This window comes from Haloprofundus salinisoli (assembly GCF_020097815.1).
Classification (GTDB): Archaea; Halobacteriota; Halobacteria; order Halobacteriales; family Haloferacaceae; genus Haloprofundus; species Haloprofundus salinisoli.
In genome coordinates this window covers 1,249,530-1,270,700 of sequence record NZ_CP083663.1, presented here as the reverse complement: position 1 = coordinate 1,270,700, position 21,171 = coordinate 1,249,530, and the positions used below count along the sequence as shown (strand labels likewise).

The 21,171-nt window shown below is 66.7% G+C and carries 23 protein-coding genes; 14 read left to right on the top strand and 9 right to left on the bottom strand.

All coding sequences use genetic code 11. The annotated features are described in order from the left end of the window. Nucleotides 1-53: 53 nt before the first annotated feature. Nucleotides 54-983 carry a ribonuclease Z gene (gene rnz / locus LAQ73_RS06780; protein WP_224270475.1) on the bottom strand — a complete coding sequence of 310 codons (930 nt, stop codon included), beginning with the start codon at nucleotides 981-983 and terminating at the stop codon, nucleotides 54-56. A gap of 106 nt (nucleotides 984-1,089) precedes the next feature. On the opposite strand from rnz, the gene LAQ73_RS06775 reads away from it, so the two are divergent. Together LAQ73_RS06775 and LAQ73_RS06770 are read left to right on the top strand one after the other, a co-directional pair. Continuing rightward, a complete protein-coding gene (locus LAQ73_RS06775) occupies nucleotides 1,090-2,148 on the top strand; it encodes an AAA family ATPase (protein ID WP_224270474.1) in 1,059 nt (352 codons plus the stop codon). Next, nucleotides 2,149-2,778: a protein sorting system archaetidylserine decarboxylase gene (locus tag LAQ73_RS06770; RefSeq protein WP_224270473.1), complete on the top strand. Its 630-nt coding sequence runs from the start codon at nucleotides 2,149-2,151 to the stop codon at nucleotides 2,776-2,778. Nucleotides 2,779-2,810: 32 nt separating this feature from the next. Here the strand turns inward: LAQ73_RS06770 and LAQ73_RS06765 are convergent, their stop codons facing one another. After that, nucleotides 2,811-3,776 (bottom strand): methyltransferase domain-containing protein, encoded by a 966-nt coding sequence (locus LAQ73_RS06765; RefSeq protein ID WP_224270726.1) that lies wholly within the window; start codon nucleotides 3,774-3,776, stop codon nucleotides 2,811-2,813. Between the two features lie 176 nt (nucleotides 3,777-3,952). On the opposite strand from LAQ73_RS06765, the gene LAQ73_RS06760 reads away from it, so the two are divergent. Beyond that, a complete protein-coding gene (locus LAQ73_RS06760; protein WP_117593554.1) occupies nucleotides 3,953-4,513 on the top strand; it encodes a TATA-box-binding protein in 561 nt (186 codons plus the stop codon). Here the strand turns inward: LAQ73_RS06760 and LAQ73_RS06755 are convergent, their stop codons facing one another. Continuing rightward, nucleotides 4,514-4,984 carry a hypothetical protein gene (locus LAQ73_RS06755; protein ID WP_224270472.1) on the bottom strand — a complete coding sequence of 157 codons (471 nt, stop codon included), beginning with the start codon at nucleotides 4,982-4,984 and terminating at the stop codon, nucleotides 4,514-4,516. Between the two features lie 120 nt (nucleotides 4,985-5,104). Between LAQ73_RS06755 and LAQ73_RS06750 the strand changes: the two genes are divergently transcribed. Beyond that, nucleotides 5,105-5,476: a DUF7473 family protein gene (locus LAQ73_RS06750; RefSeq protein ID WP_224270471.1), complete on the top strand. Its 372-nt coding sequence runs from the start codon at nucleotides 5,105-5,107 to the stop codon at nucleotides 5,474-5,476. A 260-nt stretch (nucleotides 5,477-5,736) separates the two neighbouring features. Further along, nucleotides 5,737-6,717: a CPBP family intramembrane glutamic endopeptidase gene (locus LAQ73_RS06745; protein WP_224270470.1), complete on the top strand. Its 981-nt coding sequence runs from the start codon at nucleotides 5,737-5,739 to the stop codon at nucleotides 6,715-6,717. Between the two features lie 43 nt (nucleotides 6,718-6,760). Here the strand turns inward: LAQ73_RS06745 and hisG are convergent, their stop codons facing one another. After that, a complete protein-coding gene (hisG, locus tag LAQ73_RS06740; protein ID WP_224270469.1) occupies nucleotides 6,761-7,621 on the bottom strand; it encodes an ATP phosphoribosyltransferase in 861 nt (286 codons plus the stop codon). A 98-nt stretch (nucleotides 7,622-7,719) separates the two neighbouring features. Here hisG and LAQ73_RS06735 point away from each other — a divergent pair, with 98 nt between their 5' ends. Next, complete coding sequence (locus tag LAQ73_RS06735) at nucleotides 7,720-8,823, top strand: hypothetical protein (protein ID WP_224270468.1); 1,104 nt, start codon at nucleotides 7,720-7,722, stop codon at nucleotides 8,821-8,823. Here the strand turns inward: LAQ73_RS06735 and LAQ73_RS06730 are convergent. Then, on the bottom strand, nucleotides 8,820-9,209 hold the full coding sequence (locus LAQ73_RS06730; protein WP_224270467.1) for a hypothetical protein: 390 nt from the start codon (nucleotides 9,207-9,209) through the stop codon (nucleotides 8,820-8,822). The genes LAQ73_RS06735 and LAQ73_RS06730 overlap by 4 nt on opposite strands. A gap of 123 nt (nucleotides 9,210-9,332) precedes the next feature. On the opposite strand from LAQ73_RS06730, the gene LAQ73_RS06725 reads away from it, so the two are divergent. From LAQ73_RS06725 to LAQ73_RS06715, 3 genes are all read left to right on the top strand, one after another. Then, nucleotides 9,333-10,622, top strand: a complete 1,290-nt coding sequence (locus LAQ73_RS06725) for an amidohydrolase (protein ID WP_224270466.1) — start codon at nucleotides 9,333-9,335, stop codon at nucleotides 10,620-10,622. 147 nt (nucleotides 10,623-10,769) lie between these two features. After that, nucleotides 10,770-11,831 (top strand): hypothetical protein, encoded by a 1,062-nt coding sequence (locus LAQ73_RS06720; protein ID WP_224270465.1) that lies wholly within the window; start codon nucleotides 10,770-10,772, stop codon nucleotides 11,829-11,831. 236 nt (nucleotides 11,832-12,067) lie between these two features. Beyond that, on the top strand, nucleotides 12,068-13,354 hold the full coding sequence (locus tag LAQ73_RS06715; RefSeq protein WP_224270464.1) for an adenosylhomocysteinase: 1,287 nt from the start codon (nucleotides 12,068-12,070) through the stop codon (nucleotides 13,352-13,354). A gap of 18 nt (nucleotides 13,355-13,372) precedes the next feature. Here the strand turns inward: LAQ73_RS06715 and LAQ73_RS06710 are convergent, their stop codons facing one another. Beyond that, the gene (locus LAQ73_RS06710) at nucleotides 13,373-14,884 is read right to left on the bottom strand and encodes a sensor histidine kinase (RefSeq protein WP_224270463.1); all 1,512 of its coding nucleotides are present in this window, start codon (nucleotides 14,882-14,884) and stop codon (nucleotides 13,373-13,375) included. Nucleotides 14,885-14,983: 99 nt separating this feature from the next. Here LAQ73_RS06710 and LAQ73_RS06705 point away from each other — a divergent pair, with 99 nt between their 5' ends. Further along, the gene (locus LAQ73_RS06705) at nucleotides 14,984-15,169 is read left to right on the top strand and encodes a hypothetical protein (protein ID WP_224270462.1); all 186 of its coding nucleotides are present in this window, start codon (nucleotides 14,984-14,986) and stop codon (nucleotides 15,167-15,169) included. A 32-nt stretch (nucleotides 15,170-15,201) separates the two neighbouring features. Next, nucleotides 15,202-15,627 (top strand): Holliday junction resolvase Hjc, encoded by a 426-nt coding sequence (hjc, locus tag LAQ73_RS06700; RefSeq protein WP_224270461.1) that lies wholly within the window; start codon nucleotides 15,202-15,204, stop codon nucleotides 15,625-15,627. A gap of 172 nt (nucleotides 15,628-15,799) precedes the next feature. Here hjc and LAQ73_RS06695 read toward each other — a convergent pair whose 3' ends face one another. After that, nucleotides 15,800-16,501, bottom strand: a complete 702-nt coding sequence (locus tag LAQ73_RS06695; RefSeq protein WP_224270460.1) for an SWIM zinc finger family protein — start codon at nucleotides 16,499-16,501, stop codon at nucleotides 15,800-15,802. 269 nt (nucleotides 16,502-16,770) lie between these two features. Here LAQ73_RS06695 and LAQ73_RS06690 point away from each other — a divergent pair, with 269 nt between their 5' ends. Then, complete coding sequence (locus LAQ73_RS06690) at nucleotides 16,771-16,968, top strand: DUF7472 family protein (RefSeq protein WP_224270459.1); 198 nt, start codon at nucleotides 16,771-16,773, stop codon at nucleotides 16,966-16,968. Between the two features lie 41 nt (nucleotides 16,969-17,009). On the opposite strand, the gene LAQ73_RS06685 is transcribed toward LAQ73_RS06690, so the two are convergent. Both LAQ73_RS06685 and LAQ73_RS06680 read right to left on the bottom strand, forming a co-directional pair. Next, the gene (locus LAQ73_RS06685; RefSeq protein ID WP_224270458.1) at nucleotides 17,010-18,098 is read right to left on the bottom strand and encodes a DNA primase large subunit PriL; all 1,089 of its coding nucleotides are present in this window, start codon (nucleotides 18,096-18,098) and stop codon (nucleotides 17,010-17,012) included. A 234-nt stretch (nucleotides 18,099-18,332) separates the two neighbouring features. Further along, nucleotides 18,333-18,485, bottom strand: a complete 153-nt coding sequence (locus tag LAQ73_RS06680) for a hypothetical protein (protein WP_224270457.1) — start codon at nucleotides 18,483-18,485, stop codon at nucleotides 18,333-18,335. A gap of 590 nt (nucleotides 18,486-19,075) precedes the next feature. On the opposite strand from LAQ73_RS06680, the gene LAQ73_RS06675 reads away from it, so the two are divergent. Further along, nucleotides 19,076-19,663 (top strand): DUF7474 family protein, encoded by a 588-nt coding sequence (locus LAQ73_RS06675; RefSeq protein WP_224270456.1) that lies wholly within the window; start codon nucleotides 19,076-19,078, stop codon nucleotides 19,661-19,663. Between the two features lie 91 nt (nucleotides 19,664-19,754). Next, a complete protein-coding gene (locus tag LAQ73_RS06670) occupies nucleotides 19,755-21,155 on the top strand; it encodes an MFS transporter (protein ID WP_224270455.1) in 1,401 nt (466 codons plus the stop codon). The last annotated feature ends 16 nt before the right edge of the window (nucleotides 21,156-21,171 follow it).

Here is a 21,171-nt window from a genome sequence, read left to right as displayed (position 1 = left end):
CCACGCCGGAGTCGAAACCGTCCTTCTGGACGCGACCGCCCGTTCGACGGGCGCTACTCCGCGTCGGGGTACGAAATCTCGATGCGCTGGCCGTCCTCGGCGACGAACGACTCGCCGTCGAAGGCGCTCTCGGCTTCCTCGGCCAACTGTGAGACGTCGCCGGCGTAGCGCGAGGAGATGTGCGTCAACGCGAGGCGCTTCGCACCCGCGCGCTGGGCGACGTCGGCCGCCTCCCTCGCCGTCGAGTGCGCCGTTTGGCGAGCGCGTCCGGCGTTGTCGGAGGCGAACGTCGCGTCGTGAATCAGCAGGTCCGCGTTCTCGGCGATGTCGACCGTCGCCTGCACCGGTCGGGTGTCGCCCGTGTAGACGAACGTCCGGCCGGGTCGCGGTTCGCCGACGACCGCTTCGGGTTCGACGACCCGGCCGTCGTCGAGTTCGACGGGCTCGCCCTCGTGGAGTTTACCGAACTTCGGCCCGACCGGGACGCCCAGCGACTCGGCCTTCTCGCGGTCGAACCGCCCGGGTCGGTCGTCCTCCACGAGCGCGTAGCCCATCGAGCGCGTCCGGTGGTTGGTCTCGAACGTGCGAACCTCGTACTCCTCCGCTTCGAGCGCCGTCGCTCCGACGCTCACCTCGTGGACGCGAACGGGGTAACTGGGCTGGTAGCCGCCGGCGTGGACGAGGTTCTCGACGTGTCCTCTCGACCCGCGTGGAGCGTGGATAGCCAGCGGCTCCTCGCGGCCGTTGAAGTCCCACGACTGTATCAGACCGGGAATGCCGAGGATGTGGTCGCCGTGGAGGTGCGTGACGAACAGGTGAGAGACGCCGAATCCGGTTCCGAAGCGCATCATCTGCCGCTGAGTTCCCTCGCCGCAGTCGAACAACAGGCGCTCGCCCTCTCGATTGAGGAGGACGGCGCTGGGGGCCCGCTGGGTCGTCGGGACGGCCCCACTGGTCCCTAAAAAGGTCACGCGCATCGACATACACGGTGTGAGACGGGGGCAGACTAAACCCGTGTCGGATACGCCGTAGGGCCGACGACCGACCGAACCGACCGATTCTTACGTCGTTGCCGACAATATTGTGCCAATGAACGCCCCCCTGTGGACCGATGCATACGCACCGGACCTCGCCGACCTCCCGCAGGCGGCGGTTCGAGAGCGACTCGCCCGCACCGTCGACGAACCGATGAACCTCGTCGTCCAGGGACCGCCGGGCGCGGGGAAGACGGCGGCGGTTCGGGCGCTCGCCCGCGAGACCCACGGGGTCTCCGCGTCGGAAGACTCGGTGACTCGCCGGACGAACTCCGGCGGTGACGTCGACAACGACCTCGTCGAGATAAACGTCGCCGACTTCTTCGGCCGGACGAAGAAAGAACTCCGCGAAGACCCCCGATTCGAGTCGTTTCTCTCGGGTCGCAGTCGGATGGCCAAACGCGACATGATAAACCGCGTGCTCAAGGAGTCGGCGAGCTACGCGCCCGTCTCCGGCGAGTACAAGACCATCGTCCTCGACAACGCCGAAGCCATCCGCGAGGACTTCCAGCAGGCGCTGCGCCGGGTGATGGAACGGCACCACCGGACGACCCAGTTCGTCATCACCACGCGGCAACCGACGAAACTCATCCCGCCGATTCGCTCGCGCTGTTTCCCGGTACCGGTTCGCGCGCCGACGACCGACGAGACGGTCGAGGTGCTGCGCCGTATCGTCGACGCCGAGGGCGTCGACTACGACGAGGACGGCCTGGAGTACGTCGCGGGCTACGCCGGCGGCAACCTTCGCAAGGCCGTTCTCAGCGCCCAGGCGACCGCCGTCTCCGCCGACGAACTGACGATGAACACGGCGTTCGAGACGCTCGGCGACGTCGGCGACGACGAGACGCTCCGCGGCGTCCTCGCGGACGCGGAGGCCGGCGAGTTCAAAGCCGCCCGCAAGACCGTCGACGACCTCCTCGACGAGGGGTACGGCGGCCAGGAACTGCTCGGCGAACTGCTCCGCGTCGCCCGGACGGACTACAGCGGCGACGACCTCGCCCGTCTCCACCGACTCGCGGGGCAGGTCGACCTCGACCTGTCGACGGGGACGGACGACCGAATCCACGTCTGTCACCTGCTGACCGAGTGGTCGCCCGCGGGCGGAGTCGCGTAGATGGCTCGCGCGCTCGGACGCCTCGCGGCGGTAGTTCCGAAACAGTTCGCGCCCTCGACGCGGCGCTACGCGCTCCCGCCGGCGCTTCTGGCCGTCCCCCTTTCGGTGCTCGCGCCGCCGCTGGGGCTTCTCTGCGTCTCGGTCACGCTGTTCGTCCTCTGGTTCTTCCGCGACCCCGACCGCGTCGCCCCCGAGTCGGGGTTCGTCTCGCCCGCCGACGGCCGCGTCTCGGTGATTCGACGCGAGGGCGACCGCGTCCGCGTCGGCGTGTTCATGAACGTTACCGACGTCCACGTCAACCGCGCGCCCGCAGACGCGGCGGTCGAGTCGGTGACGCACCGACCCGGCGCGCACAGACCGGCGTTCTCGAAGGATTCGGTGCGAAACGAGCGCGTCGACGTCGACTGCGGCGAGTACGAGGTGTCGCTCATCGCGGGCGCGTTCGCCCGGCGCATCCACCCCTACGTCGAGGGGGGGACGACGCTCGAACGCGGGCAACGGATCGGCCACATCGCCTTCGGTAGTCGCGCGGACGTGTTGCTGCCGGAGGGGTACGACGCGACGGACGTCCGCGTCGAGAAGGGCCAGCGCGTGCGGGCGGGCGAGACGGTCGTCGCTCGGAAACGGTGAGGCAGGCCCATCGAACGGCGCGTCGGCGCGCCCTACTCGTCGCTTCGTAACACGTGGACGTGTCTGACGAGCGAGCGGTGGACCCGCCGCTCGAACGTCGCGTCGACGGTCCACCCGGCGTCTTCGGCCTCGTCGCACCACGAGCGGTCGGCCACGAGGACGCCCTGCGGCGCGACGCGGCGCGCTTCTTCGAGCGCACCCGAAACGAGGTCACGGAGCGTGTGGCGCGCAATCTTCGACTGCCGACCGTACGGCGCGTCGAAGACGACGCCGTCGACGGCGTCGTCGCGGAAGGGTAAGGCCGTGGCGTCGCCGCGGACGACGTGGGTGTCGCCGTCGAGGTAGGCGTCGAGGTTCGTCCGCGCGCCGGCGGCCATCTTCGCCTGCGCGTCGACGCCGACGGGCGCCGCACCGACGAGACCCGCTTCGATGAGCGTCCCGCCGGTGCCGCACATCGGGTCTAAAATCCTCGCGCCCGGCTTCGCCCCGGCGATGTTGGCGAACGCGCGAGCGTCGAGCGGAGCCATGCTCCCCGGTTGGAAGAACGGTCGGTCGGTCGGCTTTCTGCTCCCGTAGTCGCGGACGCTCTCGACGAGTAGCCACCCCACGAAGCAGCGCTCGCCCGCGAAAATCACGCGGAGGACGTTGTCGGGGTCGTCCAGGTCGACGGCGTAGCCGCGGTCGACGAGCACGCCACCGAGTTCGCGCTCGGCGTCGCCCGTCGAGACGCCGCTCTCGCCGCGAACGTCGCGGGCGCGGACGGCGACAGTTCCCTCGCGCGACAGCGACGCCGCTTCGAGGAGGGTCCGCGCGCTCTCGACACTGGCGGCGGTGTGGCCGACGACGTCGCTGACGCGACGGGTGTACGCGAGCGTTCTCGCGCGCGCCGCGTCAAGTGTCCGCGCGAGGGCGACGCCGGGGGCGGCTAGTTCCGGTTCTCCGGCGGCCGCGCGGGCCTCGTAGGCCGCGAACGCGTCGTCCTCGCCGGCGAGTTCCAGACAGTACACGGTCGAATCTGTCTGGGCCGACGTATGAGCGTGTCGAACGGTCCGAGCGAGCGGCTTCTCGGCTGCGACCCCCGAGCGCCGCAAAATCGGCCGAATCCACTAGAATCGAACCTATCAGCCTCTGCACCAACCTTTTTAAACCTTAAATACGATACTTAAACCGTTCCATGAGTGACCCCAAGGACACTATCAACATAGAGAACGTGGTCGCCTCCACGGGAATCGGGCAGGAACTCGACCTTCAGAGCGTCGCGATGGACCTCGAAGGCGCTGACTACGACCCCGAGCAGTTCCCCGGTCTCGTCTACCGCACGCAGAACCCGAAGTCGGCCGCGCTCATCTTCCGGTCCGGCAAAATCGTCTGCACGGGCGCGAAATCCACCGACGACGTCCACGAGAGTCTCGGAATCGTCTTCGACAAGCTCCGCGATCTCCAGATTCCCGTCGACGAAGACCCCGAAATCACCGTCCAAAACATCGTCACGAGCGCGGACCTCGGACGAAATCTCAATCTGAACGCCATCGCCATCGGTCTCGGTCTCGAGAACATCGAGTACGAACCCGAGCAGTTCCCCGGCCTCGTCTACCGCCTCGACGAACCGAAAGTCGTCGCGCTTCTCTTCGGTTCCGGCAAGCTCGTCATCACGGGCGGCAAACAGCCCGTCGACGCCGAACACGCCGTCGACAAAATCGTTAGCCGACTCTCGGAACTCGGCCTCCTCGACTGATTAGCCCTCGACGCGGCCGATGAGCGTCCACCGCGTTCGACGCTCGCCGCTCGGCATCTTCTCTTCGGTGACGTGATAGGCGTACGGTCCGTGCGGGCAGTCTTCGCAACCCTCACCGCACGGTTCGCGCTTGACGACGAGCGTGTAGCCGTCGCGGTCCTCGACGCGGACGAACTCCTCGCCGGGCCGCGGCTCGATGCGCGGGGCCGTCTTCTGCTGGAGCTGTAACAGCTCTTGGCCGTACAGCACGGCCTCCCGAAGGTCGTTCGCCGAGAGCCGTCGGAGCGTCTCCACCACCTCCGTCGAGAGATTCTGCGGTGGGTTCGGTTCAGTCGTTTCGGCCGTCGACCGACCCGACTTCGACTCGGAACCGTCGCCTTCGTCGCGTCGATCGGCCTCGTCGTCCCTGTCGCGCCCGGCGTTCAGGCCGCCGTCGCCCGATCCGGCGTTCGGGTCGCCATCGGTCGGCATACCGAGAGTTCGACACCCAGTGACAAAGTCGGTCGGGCGGCGCGCTTCGTCTCGGCACCGTCGCATGCGGCGGCCGTCGCGTTCGGAAAACACCATACGGTCGGCTCCCGAAACCCGACCATGGTCGTTCCGCTGCAGACGACGCTCGGGAGCCCGGTCGCCATCGCCGGAACCGTCGGCCTCTTCGCACTGCTTCTCTCCGCGACGGCGCACATCGCCGCTCGCAACGTCCTCGGCGACGTCGCCGTCCGAAACGCGTTCGGCGTCGGCCCGCTCCCGGCCGGCGTCGCGGTTCTCTCGACGGCGCTCGGTCTCTCGGCGGCGCTGGCGCTCCCGGTGGCGCTCGCGCTCGACGCCGCGGCGGTGAAGTACCTCTACGACCGGTCGTGGCGTTTGACGGCTTACATCGTCGTCATCCACGTCGTCGTCACCGTCATCCTCGGCGCGCTCATCTTCAGCCTGCTCGCGCTCTGGCAGAGCGCACCCGGCTAATCGCCGTCTATCGGCTCGACGCTCGCCGGGTGTCCACCAGGATACTTCACTATCCGGTCGACGGCGAACGTTTCTTCGTCCGCGGGACTCCGGCGAGCGCCCGTCCATCTGGCGACGGATAGATACAAATAGGACGTTCGTGAGTACAAGAACGATATGGACGTCCTTCGTCGTCCGCCGCGGTGTTCGTCCGCGCGGACCGGGTCGCACGCGCCGGATCCCTTCGGGTCCCCGGTCGGTTCCGGGCGGGTGAGCGTTCGGTGAACGGTCTCGTCCCGAAAGTGCTGTGGAACCTCGACGAGCGCCGTCTGCGCGCGCCGTGGCGCATCGCGGCGACGACGCTGCTCATCGGGGCGCTGACGCTCACCGGGTGGTTCGTTCTCGTCGCGTTCGTCGCACCGACCGGAGAGGGGGAGACAGTCGTCGACGGGAGCGTCGCGCTCCTCTCGGAGTTCGCGCCGCTCGCGCTCCTCGGTGCGGCGACCGTCGCGGCCGTCTCGTTCAGCGGAACCTTCCTCGACCGGCGCTACTTCGCGGACTTCGGCCTCCACGTCGACCGCGACTGGTGGACCGACCTCGGCGTCGGCTTCGGCCTCGGGACGGCGCTGATGACGCTCGTCTTCCTCGCCGAATATAGCGCCGGGTGGGTGAGCGTCGAGACGGTGTTCAGCGCGCCGCTCCCGACACTGCTCCCGCAACTGCTTTTGTCCGTTGCGTTCGTCGTCTTCGTCGGCTTCCACGAGGAGCTGCTGTTTCGCGGCTACGTCGTCACGAACCTCGCCGAAGGGCTGTTCGGCCACGCCGACTTCGACGCCGACCGGGCCGTCGGCGGTGCGATTGTGGCCTCGGCGGCCGTCTTCGCGCTGTTGCACGCGGTGAACCCCAACGCCACGGTCGTCAGCACGCTCGGCGTCGCCTTCGCGGGCGTCCTCCTGGCGTTCGCCTACGTGCTCACCGGCGAAATCGCGCTGCCGGTCGGCTTTCACGTCTCGTGGAACCTGTTTCAGGGACCGGTGTTCGGCCTGCCGGTCAGCGGCGTCGACCCGTCGGCGTCGCTTCTGGTGTTGAATCGACACGGTCCCGAACTGTACACCGGCGGCGCGTTCGGCCCCGAGGCGGGGTTGCTCGGCGTCTCCGCGCTCTCGGTCGGCTGTCTGCTCGTCGCGGCGTGGGCGAAGAAACGCTACGGCCGGGTGGTGCTCTATTACGGCCTCACCGAACCGGACCTGCGGCAGCGGTAAACGGCGTCTCGGTGGTTCTAAACGGCTTTTCGGCGGCGCTGCGCTACTCGACTAGCCGCTCGATCTCGGTGACGAGGATGTCCGACGCGCCGACCTCCCGGAGGTTGCCGATGGTCTCGAACACCTTGCGTTCGTCGACGACGACGTGGACGGCGACGGTCGCGTCGCCGTCGGCCTCCTCACCCGCTATGTCCATCACGGTCGGTCCGCCCATCCCGGGGATGACCTCGCGCACGTCGTCGAGTTTCGACTTCGGCGCGTTCATCATCAGGTAGCGCTTGCCGTCGGCGGCCAGCACCGACTCGAACGCCATCGTCACCTGCTGGACTTTGTCGTCGGCGGTGACGTCGGGCCGGGCGAACAGGCGGACTGAACTCGACAGCACCTCCTCGACGACGGCGAGGCGGTTGACCCGAAGCGTTGTCCCGGTGCTCGTGATATCGACGATGGCGTCGGCCATCTCGACGTGCGGGGTGAGCTCCGTCGCACCCGTCACCTCGACCACGTCGGCGTCGACGCCGCGCTCTTCGAAGAACGAACGCGTGACGTGCGGGAACTCGGTGGCGACGGTCTTGCCCTCGATGTCGCTGACGGTGTGAATCTCGCCGTTCTCGGGCGCGGCGAGCACGAGACGACAGTTCCCGAATCCCAGGTCGAGCAGTTCGGTCAGGTCGTGACCCGACTCCCGAACCTGGTCGAGGCCGGTGATTCCCATGTCCGCCGCGCCGTCGCGGACGTAGCCGGGGATGTCGGCGGCGCGGACGAACAGGACGGTCACGTCAGGGTCGACCGTCTCGGCGTACAGTTTCCGCGCCGCGCCGTTCTCGACGTGGAGTCCGGCGCGTTCGAGAAGTTCCATCGACGGGTCGTGCAGGCGGCCCTTGTTGGGCACGGCGATTCGCATACCGGATGCTCGTGAGCGCGGGAGAACTGTCTTTCCCTCTCCCGGTACGGCGTCGGAAACCAGTGCATAACTATCTCGACACGCTCTAATCAGAAATTATGAATTTCGCAGACATTGCCGTTTTTGTCATCGTCGTCCTGTTTCTCTCGGGGTGCGCCGCCATAGGGTTCTGGCTGGTCGGGGCAGTTGCCAAACGACTCCCGAATCCGCTGGGTGCACTCGGGGTCGTCACGTACGTCGGGTTGATTCCGACCGGGTTAATCTCCACGTTCGTCCTGTTGGTGACCGACTTTCCCGCCGCCGTCTCGACTGCCGCTCTGGGGACGACGAGCGGACTTGCGGCGACACTACTGATTCGACTGACCGCCGCGTTCGGAGCCGTCGTGGTCGTCACTACCGGATCTCTCGGACTGGTCCCCGCAGTTCGGGACGTCCGGGACGTCGAAATGGGGTTCCGAGACGCCGGTAGACGGATGGGAAGATACGCCACCTTCGTCACTGTTTTCGCAGTTGTCCTGTTCACATTGCTGAATACACTCGTCGCCAACTCGATCTCACCACTCACTGTCGTTGTTGGCATCGTCGTCTCTGCCTTCGGCCTCTGGGTCGTGAGCCCGTTTCTTGAGCTCGTCTCGAAGGATATGCGTCCTCCGACAGAGACGGAACGCGAACGCCTCGAATCGCTCTGCATAGATGCCAATCTCGATGTCGACAGTTTTCGGGTCTACGATGATGGCGATGCCCGAGTCGCAGCGCGATACGTGAGAGGGTCCACGTTTCACCGGCGATTGGTAGTCACGCAGACCTTTTTCGATGCATTCGACGAGCACCAGTACTCGTTCTTCGTACTCACTGCGAGCAGACTGCGCGTCCCCCGATTGGAGTTCCTCTTCGGGTATCTCGTCGGACTACTCGTCTTCGCCGCTCTCGCTCTCTTCGACCTCGTCTCGCTCGGAGTCGTGCTCGTCGTTGTACTGGTGAGCGCCCCGGTCGCACTCGCCGTCGCACGGCGCCTTCTACTCCGCGCCGACGACAAGGCCGTCGAGCGAGTCGGTGTGGCGATGCTCGTGGACGCGCTCGAACACACCGTCGAGTTTCACGGGCTTGATGAGTCGAAAGGCGGTATCCGGACCCTTTTCTCGCCGCAAGTCCCGGTCGGTCGCCGAATCGAACGACTCCGACGCCAAGCTAACGAAGCTTAGTCTCGCATCGCCAGGCCGACGGCGAACCCGACCGCACCGAGACCGATGCCGGCGATGACGCCGACGCTCGCCATCGTCGCTACGTCGACGCCGAGCGGTGCCTCGCCGCTCAGCGCCAGTTGCAGGCCGGAGACGGGCGCGAGCCCGAGCACGACGCTCCCGAAGAGACCGCCGCCGTTAGCCGCGCTCAGCGCCGAGGGAACGACCATCAGCGCCAGGGTGACCAGCGCACCGGGGACGACCATCAGCGGAAACAGGCCGAGGATGCGACAGGCGACGACGCCCATACACTCGGCGGTGAAGAGGAGGGGGATGAGGGCGAGCCACTCGACGGCGTCCTCGTCGCCGACGACCAGACGCCGAAGCGGAGAGGCTGTGACAGCCATACCGGTATGTCACTCACCACATATGATAAGTGTATCCCGCAGACATTTTATTTCACGTCCGAGGCGAGCGATTCCGCCCCCGGAACCGGACCGCCTTTGGTCGCTTCGTCTGTACGATGGGTCATGACGACGCTCCAGATTACCGGCGGGAAGCTACTCCGTCCAGATCTGTCGGTCGAACGCGGCGACGCGTTGGTCGACGCCGAATCGGGCGAAATTCTCGCCGTCGGCGACACCGAACAGGGAGACGAAACGCTCGACGCCGACGGCGGCCTCGTGATGCCCGGCCTCGTCAACGCCCACACGCACGTCCCGATGACGCTGCTGCGCGGCGTCGCCGACGACAAACCGCTGGAGACGTGGCTCAGAGAGGATATCTGGCCCGTCGAGGGCGCGCTCACCCCCGACGACGTTCGCGTCGGCGCGGAACTGGCGATGGTCGAGATGATTCGTTCCGGAACGACCGGCTTCGCCGACATGTACTTCCACGTTCCCGAAATCGTCGATGTCGTCGAACGAGCGGGTCTGCGCGCACGCCTCGGCCACGGCGTCGTCACCGTCGGCAAGGACGACGAGGCGGCGCAGGCCGACATCGACGAGAGCCTCGATGTCGCCGCCGAGTTCGACGGCGCGGCGGGGGGACGAATCTCGACGGCGTACATGCCGCACAGCCTCACGACGGTGAGCGAAGACGAACTCCGCGAGTCGGTCGCCCGCGCCCGCGAGCTCGGCGTTCCCGTCCACTACCACGGTAACGAGACGGCCGAGGAAGTCGACCCCATCGTCGACGAACGCGGCGAACGACCTCTCGAATACGCCGACGACCTCGGGATGCTCGGCGACTCCGACTTCGTGGCCCACGGCGTCCACGTCGACGACACCGAGATCGCACTGCTCGCAGAGCGGGGGACGAGCGTGATTCACTGCCCGGCGTCGAACATGAAACTCGCCTCCGGCATCGCGCCGGTCCAGCGGATGCTCGACGCGGGCGTTCCCGTGGGACTGGGTACCGACGGCGCGGCGTCGAACAACGACCTCGACCTGTTCGACGAGATGCGCGACGCGGCGATGGTCGGCAAACTCGCCGCCGAGGACGCGAGCGCCGTCGCAGCAGAGACGGTCGTCGAACTGGCGACGCGCGGCGGGGCTGACGCCTTAAACTTCAACTCCGGTCGCCTCGAAGCGGGCGCGAACGCCGACCTCGTCGTCGTCGACTTCGACGCGCCGCATCTCACGCCCGCGCACGACCTTGTGAGCCACCTCGCGTACGCGGTTCGCGGGTCGGACGTCCGACACACCGTCTGCGACGGTGAGGTACTGATGCGGGACCGCGAGGTGCTGACGCTCGACGTGGACTCGGTGATGGAGCGGGCGGCCGACCACGCCCGCGAGGCGCTCGCCCGCGCCAAGTAAGCGTTCGTGAGTGTCACTTCAGACTGAGAAAACAATGCCTTAGAAATCCGTTTGAACGATTATAAACGGTTCTCGTCCGTTTTCAACGAACCGAATCGGGTGAACGACAGCCCCCCTTTATCTATCACCCAGTTATCGGGCAAGTTGATGAGTTCAAACAAAGTGACTCTCACGTTCGCGCTAATGCTCCTCTGCACGGCGTTCGCGCCGGGCGTCGCGGGCGCACTCGCGGCGGACACGCCGCTCGACGTGGGCGTCGAACAGAACGACGACAGCGGCGAAACGACGGTCACCGTGACGCAGAACGCCACGGAAGTGCAGAACGCGGCGATCAACGTGACCGCCAATGGGAGCTACGCTGGCGTCGGTAACTACACGACCGACGAGAACGGGGCGGTAGTCCTCCCCGCACCCGAGACGCCGGTGAACGTGACCCTGAGCGTCACCGTCGGTTCGCTTACGACGACCGAGTCGGTCGAACTCACCCCGTCGACCGGAGAAGGTCTCTCCGTGTCGGTTTCGCAGGGTAACGATGGTGAGGCTACGGTTTCGGTGACTGAAAACGGCACCGCCGTCGAGAACGCCAGCGTCGAGGTGACTGCCGAGGGCAACTACTCGGGCGTCGGTAACTACACGACCGGCGAGAACGGCAGCGTCTCGCTGCCCGAACCTGAGGAGAACGTCTCGGTGACCGTCACGGCGACGACCGACAACGACTCCGTGACCACGACGGCGACGCTCACCGTCGCCGACGACGAACCGATGTCGTTCGGCCAGCTCGTCTCCTCGTTCGTCCAGAGCATCCTCGGCGACGAGAACCGCGAAGGCGGCATCGGGCAGGTCGTCTCCGAGTTCGTCCGCGGCAACAACCCCGGGAAAGCGGACGAGAAGCGACCTGACCACGCCGGCCCGCCGGCCGACAAGGGGCCGAACGCCGACCGCGCTAACGCCTCGAACGGGAGCAACGGCCACGGGGCGGACAAAGGCGAGGACCACCCGGGCAACGCCAACGGCAAGAACGCCTCCGACGACGACACCGACGGCGACAGCTCCACGGAGACGGAGGAGGCGTCCGGTAACGAGCGCGACGGCGCTCGCGGAAACGGCAACGGAAACGGAAACGGCAACGGAGGCGACTCGCCCGCCATCGACAACGGCCCCGCGGTGACGGGTCCGAGCGTCTCCGACGACGAGACCCCGGCCGCGTAATCCCCACCTGACGCATCGAACCGGCTCTCCTCCTCGGTCCTCCTTCGAGTGACCGACCGCGGTCCGGCCGCGCGGAGGCACTCGATTCACGCCCGACAATCGATTCTTTTCGACCGCCCGAGAGCGACGGCGTCTGGTTTCGGACGGACCCGCCTCCCCCGGCAGCCGGTCGGCGGTCGGCTCCGACGGCCGCCGCCTTCGGTATCGTTTTGGGCGCGGTGAGCAAAGCCCCAGCCATGAGTACCAGCTACGCTCCCGTCAGCGAGCACCTCGACGACGTCGAGGCCGCCCGCACGGAGGGCCGACGCAAGATGGACTGGGCGCTGCAGCATATGCCGATTCTCACCGCCCTGCGCGGGGAGTACGAGGCCGAGAAACCCTTCGCCGGCCAGACCATCGGGATGGCGATGCACGTCGAGGCGAAGACGGCGAACCTCGTCGAACTGCTCGCCGACGGCGGCGCGGAAGTCGCCATCACCGGTTGCAACCCGCTGTCGACGCACGACGACGTGAGCGCGGCCCTCGACACCCACGAGAACATCACCTCCTACGCCGTCCGCGGCGTCGACGACGAGGGCTACTACGCGGCCATCCACTCGGTCGTCGCCCACGACCCGACCATCACCGTCGACGACGGGATGGACATGGTCAAAGTCGTCCACGAGGAGTACCCCGAACTCATCGACTCCATCGTCGGCGGCTGCGAGGAGACCACGACGGGCGTCCACCGCCTGCGCGCGATGGACGCCGACGGCGAACTGAAGTACCCCATCTTCGCCGTCAACGACACGCCGATGAAGCGGCTATTCGACAACGTCCACGGCACCGGCGAGTCCTCTTTGGCGACTATCGCCATGACGACGAACCTCTCGTGGGCGGGAAAGAACGTCGTCGTCGCCGGTTACGGCTACTGCGGGAAGGGCGTCGCCAAGAAGGCCGCCGGCCAGAACGCGAACGTCATCGTCACCGAGGTCGAACCCCGCCGCGCGCTCGAAGCCCACATGGAGGGCTACGAGGTGCTGCCGATGGCCGAAGCCGCCGAGAAAGCCGACGTCGTCCTCACGACGACAGGCAACCGCGACGTCGTGACGCGCGAGCATTTCGAGGAGATGAAAGACGGCGTGCTGCTGGCGAACGCGGGGCACTTCGACATCGAAGTGAACTTAGACGACCTCGACGACCTCGCGGTCGACCGATACGAGGCCCGCGACGGCGTCGAGGCGTTCGAGATGGCCGACGGTCGCCGCCTCAACGTCATCGCCGAGGGCCGTCTGGTCAACCTCGCCGCGCCTATCGCGCTCGGTCACCCCGCCGAGGTGATGGACCAGAGCTTCGGCGTGCAGGCCGTCTGCGTCCGCGAACTCGTCGACAACGGCGACGCCTACGAGGCGGGCGTCCACGACGTCCCCGACGAGCTGGACCGCCGCGTCGCCGAGATAAAGCTCGACGCAGAGGGCGTCGACCACGACTCGCTCACCGACGAGCAGCGCGAGTACATGGGTAGCTGGCAGCACGGGACGTAAGCGCCGGAACACTTCGGTTCAGGCGGCGAGCACGCCCGAAAACTCGAAGCGCGCGCCGCCGTCTTCGCTCTCCGTCACGGTGACCGTCCAGTCGTGGGCTTCGGCGATGGTCGAGACGATAGAGAGCCCGAATCCGGTCCCACCGTCGGCCGTCGAAAAGCCGTGTTCGAGCACGTTGTCGCGCATCTCCGGCGGGATACCGTGGCCGTCGTCGGCGACGAAGAAGCCCGGGCGGTCGTCGAGTCGGCCGGCCGTTATCGCCGCGGCCGAATCGCCGTGTTCGACACTGTTCCAAAACAGATTCTCCAGCAGTTGTCTGAACCGGGCTTCGTCGGCTTCGACGGTGAGGTCCGTCTCGACCGACAGGGTCGCGTCGGGCGCGTCGATGCCGAACCACGCCGCGTCGGCGACCGACGAGAGCGAGACGGGTTCGGTCTCGCCGAGTACCTTCCCGGCCCGTGCGAGGTGCAGCAGTTTCGACAGCAGGTCGTCCATCTGTCGGACGGCCCGCGCCGCCGCGTCGAGTCGCTCCAGATCGCCGGTCTCCCGCGCCAGTTCGACGTTGCCCGCGACGACGTTCAGCGGGTTTCTGAGGTCGTGGGCGACGACGGAGGCGAACTCGTCGAGACGCTCGTTCTGCTGGCGGAGCGTCGCCTCGGTGTCGATGCGGACGAGCGACTCCGTGGCATGCGAGAGCAGCAACTCCGCCAGTTCGAGGTCGGCTTCGTCGAACGCGTTCGGTTCGGTGGCGACGGCCTGAAACACCGCGCCGTCGCCGAAGGGGATGCTCATCCCCGACCGAAACGTCTCCTTCGCCGGCTTCGAGATGTCGTCGGTGGCGACGTCGGGGACCAGGTAGGACCGTCCGGTGCGGAGCGTCTCGCCGACCAGTCCCTCGTCGGATCGCCTCACGCGGTAGTCGTCGTTGCTCGACACCGACGACTTCGCCCGCGGGACGACGAAGCCGTCTTCGAGCACGCCGATGTAACACCGCTCGAACTCCAGGACCTCCTCGGCGGCGGCCACGGTTCGTTCATACACCACCGTCGGCGAGTCGCTCGACTCGAGGTCGGTCGCCACGTCGTGTAGCGTCTCTATGGTCGCCTGTCGGTTCTCCAGTGCTCGCTGTGCGTGGATACGGTCGGTGATGTCTCGGCCCTGTACGACCACCGAGACCACCTCGTCGGCGTCGTTTCGAACCGGTTGCAGCGAGATGTCGAGATGGATTCGCTCCCCGTCGCCGCCGACGTTCGTCGCCTCGAACCGGACGAACTCGCCGTCCGCGGCACGTTCGACGTGCGTCCGCAGTTCCGCCGCCTGCGCCTCGTCGTGGGTCCACCACGGCGTCTCCCAAAACAGTTCGTCGATTACCGCCGTCGCCTCGACACCGCCGAACGACAGCGCCGTGTCGTTGACCCGACGGAGCCGCCCTTCCGGCGTCAACACGCCGATGAACGAAGTGGGGTCCTCGAACATCGCCTCGTACTGCCACACCTTCGCTCGGTCGGACCCGCTCGCTCCCTCGGACATACCGTACCGCTGTGACCCGGCCGTTATCACTCTGACTCTTCGGTTCGACCCATCGTCGCCAGACAGAAGGCCTATAGGAGTACTCGGAAACGCCCGGGCATGAACGTGGACGAGGAGTTCACCTTACCGATTGCACTTTTCATGCTCGCCAGTCTCGCAAATATCGCCCTCGGCGTCTCGGTGCTCGCCGTCGCCTGGTTCGCCATCGGCGTCGCCTTCGCCGTCGTCGGCGTCGTCTTCGGCGGCGACGCCGACCCCGTCGCCGACCTGACGCGGCGGACGTAGCCTTTTTAGGTCGATTACGCACAGAACAGAGTATGTCTAACGCGAAAGGTGACCGTCGTGAACGCGAACTCGTCAACAAACTCGACGAGGCGGGCTTCGCGGTGATGCGCGCGCCCGCAAGCGGCGGCGCGACGACCCGCGAACTCCCGGACGTGCTCGCCGGCAACGGCGACCGGTTCTACGCGATCGAGGCGAAGTCGAGCGCGGGCGACCCCATCTATCTCACCGGCGAGGAGGTCGAAGCGCTCATCTTCTTCGCGCGGAACTTCGGCGCGAAGGCCCGTATCGCGGTCCGATTCGACCGCGAGAGCTGGTACTTCTTTCACCCCGGCGACCTCTACGTCACCGACGGCGGCAACTACCGAGTGAAAAAGGAGACGGCGCTGGCCGACGGCGAGGACTTCGCGGAGTTCGTCGGCCAGTCGACGAAGACGACTCTCGGCGACGTCGAACCCTGAACGATCGACGGCCGTCGTCGTCTCCCTCTCTGTTCTGCTCTCCTGTTTTCTCGTCTTCTCTGCTCTCCTGTCCTTCGTCTTCTCTTCCTCTTCGTCATCTCGCGTTCGTTCTCGCGTCGCTCCCGCTCTCGGTGCGACGGGTGGGGCGAAAAACGGCGCGTTGGTGCCCGAATCAGGCTTCCGCGAGCGGGAACTGCGACTGGAAGCTATCGGGCCGCGGCCGGTCGGTCTCCTCGCGGTCGACGTGGCGGAGCCGCGACGCCGGGAAGCTGTAGCGGCGGGCGCGGTCGAACTCCAGTTCGCCGTCGACGGCGCGGACCGACCCGAGGTAGACGGCTTCGACGACGGGTTCGTGGTCGCCGTAGTCGGCGTTGGTCTCGTAGTCGGCGACGGTGCGGCTGGTGCCGTCCTCGACGACGACTTCGTCGGCGCGGCGGTGGACGACGTTCGTGACGACGAGCGCTGATCCGCTCTCGCGGTCGCGGACGAACTCGCCGCTCTCGAAGTCGTCGTCCGCACAGAGCTGCGGGCCGGTCGTTTCGAACGGGACGAACACCGACTGGCCGCAGACCGCACAGACCGACCGTCGCTCGGTCGGCGCGGGTTGGCGTCGCTCGTTCACCTCGATGGCGACGCGGCGCAGGTGTTTGCAGCGTGCGCCGCGGATGGCGTAGTCGGGACAGGTGCACGAGCGCTCTTCGAGGTCGACGACGTACGTCCCGCTGTCGGTCTCGACGACGTAGCGGCGGTCTCTGAGCGGTCTGACGGCCATCGGGTCCGCACGGGCGCGCAGCGACCGACCTTCGTAGCCGTCGGCTGGTAACGTGGCCTTGCGAATCGCGGATGACGCGGATGCGTTTCGTGAGTGCGTCATGATTTCACCGGGGCGTGGGCGGCACTCCCCGTATCAGTAGAGAGGGTCCGGAGACACCTAAACCTTCGGCTAGTGCGTTCGAAACGCGCAAATTCGGCAAAATCGCTCACCTCGATTTGGCGGTCCCGAGCGAGTATCCATTGGAACGCTGAAACGTATCTCAACCTCGGAGGCGACCGCGAACCGGTGGACCGAGAACCGACGCCACCCGTGTTCTCCGACAGCGCGGCATCGAAGATGTTTTACTCCGTTCGCGGGAAGGCGGTGCCATGGAACTCGATGGGGAGACGCTGCGTGAAATCGTCGTCTCCGTTATCGCCGTCAGCCTCTTCATCGCCGCCGCCCTCTACATCGGGACGGCGTACGGCGGGTCGAACCTCGACCCGACCGGCGGACTCGCACTCGTCGCCAGCATCGCGCTGTTCGTCGTGCTGATGGCTATCGTCGGCGTCTTTCTCTCGCGGTAAGCGGCGGATTCGCCGCTCGCCACTCTCTCGTCCGAGAGGAATCAGTCGGCGGCGTTCGTCCCGCGTTCGCCCTCGTCGTCGAGCGCTCTGGCGTAGTACGCCAGCGGGTGCGTGATGGTCTCGCAGCGCTCGTCTTTGTTCACGCAGTCGCCGTAGGCGGCCATCGTCGCGCACGAGGGCGGGGCGTACTGCGTGCCCGCCTCGTCGCGTAGATACTCGGTCTGATAGCGAATCTCCTCCTCGTCGAGCGCAGAGTCGCGGTAGACGGCGACGATCTCGTCGGTGTCCATCCCGATGCCGGTGAGAAACGCCGTCAGCGCGAAGCGCGAGTGGTGGTCCAACTCCGCGCCGCGTCCGACGCGTTCGAGCAGATGTTTCATGCACGGCGGAAAGAGCTCGGGAACGACCGTGTCGATGCGGCCGACGGGTTTCCGGTCGGCCAGCAGGCCACGCAGCGAGTCGACTTCCGCGTCCAGCGCCTCGGCGATGGCGTCGTCGCCGACGACGAACGGGAGCCCCTCGGCCACTTGGCGGCGGACCGCCTCGCGGAGCAGTTCGTACAGTTCCTCGCGGATGATTCGCACCTCGCCGTCTGCGACTTCGCGGTTGACCAGTCGCCAGCGCTCGCCCCAACCGGGCTCGGAGAGGGTGAGATACGTACCGAGCGCGACGCGATAGGCGTCGTCCTTGCGCGTCTGCGCCGTCGCCTGCGCGTCGGCTTCGGGTCGCACCTGGTCGGTCAACTCGAACTCCGTGAGGAAGTCGTCGAGTTCGACCGTCACCGTGTCCGTGCTCTTGAGGCCGTCGTCGGTCGACTCGAAATCCTCGGTGAAGCGGTCGTACGCCGTCGCCGCCTCGGCTTGGGCGTACTTGCGAACGGCGGCGGGCGCGTCGATGAGCGAGACGAGGATGCGCGCGACGGGGTAGGAGAGCAGTTCGTCGCGGGTGGACCACTCGCCGGGCGTCTCGCTCTCGACGGTGCCGGCCATCAGCGCGCGTTCGACGCGTTCGAGGGCGCGCGAGACCGCGGGGTCGTCGGTCGTGACGAGTTCGGAGAGCGCCACACCGGACTGGCCGACGGCCTCTCTCGCGGCCGCGAAGAACGGGTAACGGGCGTGACGCGCGTTCATGGAGCGTACGGTTTCCGGTAGGCATGGATAAATACGGCGGTTGGCTGGCGCCCCCGCGAGCGTCCCTTAAACGTCGGTGAACTCAGGCGGTAGCGGAGCCGCTACGAGTACCGGTGACGGTCGGTTTTCGTAGAAGCGGATGCTGAGGTGTCCGCACGTCACTCGCCACGAGACGTCACTCGCCACGAGTGTGGATTTCACGCCGGTGCGGTCTGTTCCTGTCGGGAAAACAGCTTACAACCGCGTTCGAAGGTAGCTCAGCAGGCCGTCGTCGGATTTCCGTTCGATACCCTTGTCGGTCACAGAGTCGTCCTCCAACAGCTCGGTCGCTGGCCAGCCGTCGAGTTCCGTTCCCAGATAGTTCCGGCCGGTGTGTTGACCTCTCATAGCAACTGTACGAGGGACCGGACACGGAAAGATATCACGATAGTGATAATTCCACATTAACGATTGGGGAGGTTCGGAGTCGTTTCTTATCGATTTCCGCTGTCACGTTGCCTCGGATAGTGTCGAGTAGTCGTGTTCGTAGTGTTCAGTCAGCGGCAGAGTACCGCTACCGGGCGAACCGAGAGTCCGCACCGTCCGCCTCAGCCCTCCCCAGCCTCACAGTCGGCACGAGCGCCGACTGCTCCCTCGCGCATCTGTCGCGCTCAGGGAGGAGCGCTCCGGCGCGCGCCAGCGGACGGCTCTGTCCGTCCGCTCCCCGTGCGAGGTCTCCGAGAGCGAAGCGACCGGAGGCTCGGAGTGACTGCACCGTTCTAGTGGACGAGTGGACGGTGCGAACGAGTCGGTTGGGGAGAGTGAGGCGTCTCGGTGTGTCCGGCAATCGGAGTCGTCTCCCTCGTCTCGTTTCTCGAACTGCTGGTCGGGATGCCCGACCCTTCGACTCCCGGTCTGCCGTGGCTCCGACCGCGACCGTAGTCGGGCGATAGCAACCACGCAAGCTAAGGTCACCGACCGAAAACCACGGACAGACCGTGCCGCGCTTCGACTACCCCTGTCCGGGCTGTCTCACCACCAACAGCCTGCACGACGCCGACTGCCGCTTCGAGGGCACCGCGTGGCCCGAGGTGGAGAAAGCGTACACCGACATCGTCTCGCTGCTTTCGGCGGGGCCGAAACACGAAGAGAGCCTGCCCGACGCCGTCCACGGCGAGTGGGGACCGCTGCACGTCGCGGCGCTCGACCGCCTGAAGTACGACGAGCGACTGCGCGAGGAGAACGGTCGTCTCGAACTACTCACCGCCGCCGAGTACAAAGAGATGGTCTCGGAGCCGACCAGAGAGCCGATGAAGACCCTGTATCGAAAGGGCAGCTACCCCGGCTGTCACGACAACGCGGTGTTCGCGATGATCGCGTGGTACGAGATGGTCGGGCTCTCGTGGGCCGAGGCGAAGGAGAACGTCGTCACGTGGCTCCGCGAGAGCGGCACGTGGACCCGCGGCGGGTTCGAGGAGGCCTCGCCCGAACAGCTCGTCGAGAGCAAGCGACACGTCTACGAGGCCGGCTACGGCTGGAAGGAGAAAGCGCAGGCAGCGAAAGCCGTCATCGACCGGCACGGTTGAGCCGTATTCGGTGCGCGAACGCTCGTACCCTCCTTTCAACGACCTCTCAGCCGCGATAGAGTTAGGCCCGCAGACCGCCTCTCTGTCCCCAATGAGTACGCCTCGCGCAGCGACGGCGACAGACGCCGTACGGAACCCTCGCCGGGCGCTCGCTATCGTCGTCGCCGTCGTCTTCGTCGACCTCCTCGGCTTCGGGGTGGTCATCCCGATTCTCCCCTTCTACGTCCGGAGCTTCGGCGTCAGCGACGTGTTCATCGGCCTGCTCGCCGCCTCCTACTCGCTGCTGCAGTTCGGCTTCGCGCCGTTTCTCGGCCGCCTCTCCGACCAGCGGGGCCGCCGCCCGGTCATCATGCTCTCGCTCGCCGGAAGCGCCGTCGCGTGGACCATCTTCGGCCTCGCAGCGGAATTTTCGTCTCTTTTCGGCTTCACGGCGGGCGTCGCGGTGTTGTTCGTCTCACGGATGCTCGCCGGCGCGATGGGCGGCAACATCGCCGCCGCCCAGGCGTACATCGCCGACATCACGCCCGCCGAGCGTCGCGCCGAGGCGCTGGGTCTCGTCGGCGCCTCGTTCGCGCTCGGCTTCGTCTTCGGCCCCGCCATCGGTGGTCTGTTCGCCAGCGACGCCGTCGTCGCCGTTGCAGGGGACATATTCCCCACGTTCGTCCCCGCGACGCCCTTCTCGCTGCCGAGTTTCGCCGCCGCCGGCCTCAGCCTCCTCAGTTTGGGCTTCGCGGCCCTGTTCCTCGAAGAGCCGGCGCGGACGCGCGGCACCGCCCCCCGGACGACGCTCGTCTCGCAGTTCGCCGACGCGCTCGGAGACGGGAACCTCCGAGGTCTCGTCGTCTCGTTCTTCCTGGTCTCCGTCGCGTTCTCGGGCATCCAGGTGATGTTCATCCCGTTCGCGGCCGACGTCTACGGCTACCAGGAGACGCAGACGGCGTTCCTGCTCACCTACATCGGCGTGTTGGGCGTATTCAACCAGGGGCTCCTCGTCGGGCGGCTCTCGCGGCGCTACCGCGACTCCTCTATCGCCGTCGCCGGGGCAGTCGTACTGCTCGTTGCACTCGCCGCGATTCCGTTCTCGCCGCAACTCGGCGCGTTTCTCTCGATTCCGACCGACGCTGCCCCGGCGTACCTCACGCCCGCGCTTCTGGCGCTTCTGGTCGTCCTCGCGCTGCTGTCGCTCGGCAACAGCCTGCTGAACGTCGCGCTGACGACGCTCGTCTCGAAGGCGACGAGCGCCGAGACGCAAGGCAGCGCCTTCGGCGTCACGCAGGGTGCCGGAAGCTTGGGTCGGACCGTCGGCCCGCCCGCGATGGCGGCGTTGTACGTATTCACCTACTGGTCGCCGTTCGTCGCGGGGGCGCTGCTCATGCTCCCGATTCTGGCGATTCTCGTGGGTATCGCGCGCGGAAGGTTCGGCGTCCAGGCGGACGAGAGAGCGGACCGAGCGGTCGGCGAGACCGACGGTGGGGACACGGAAAACGAGTAGGTACGAAACGCGGTCG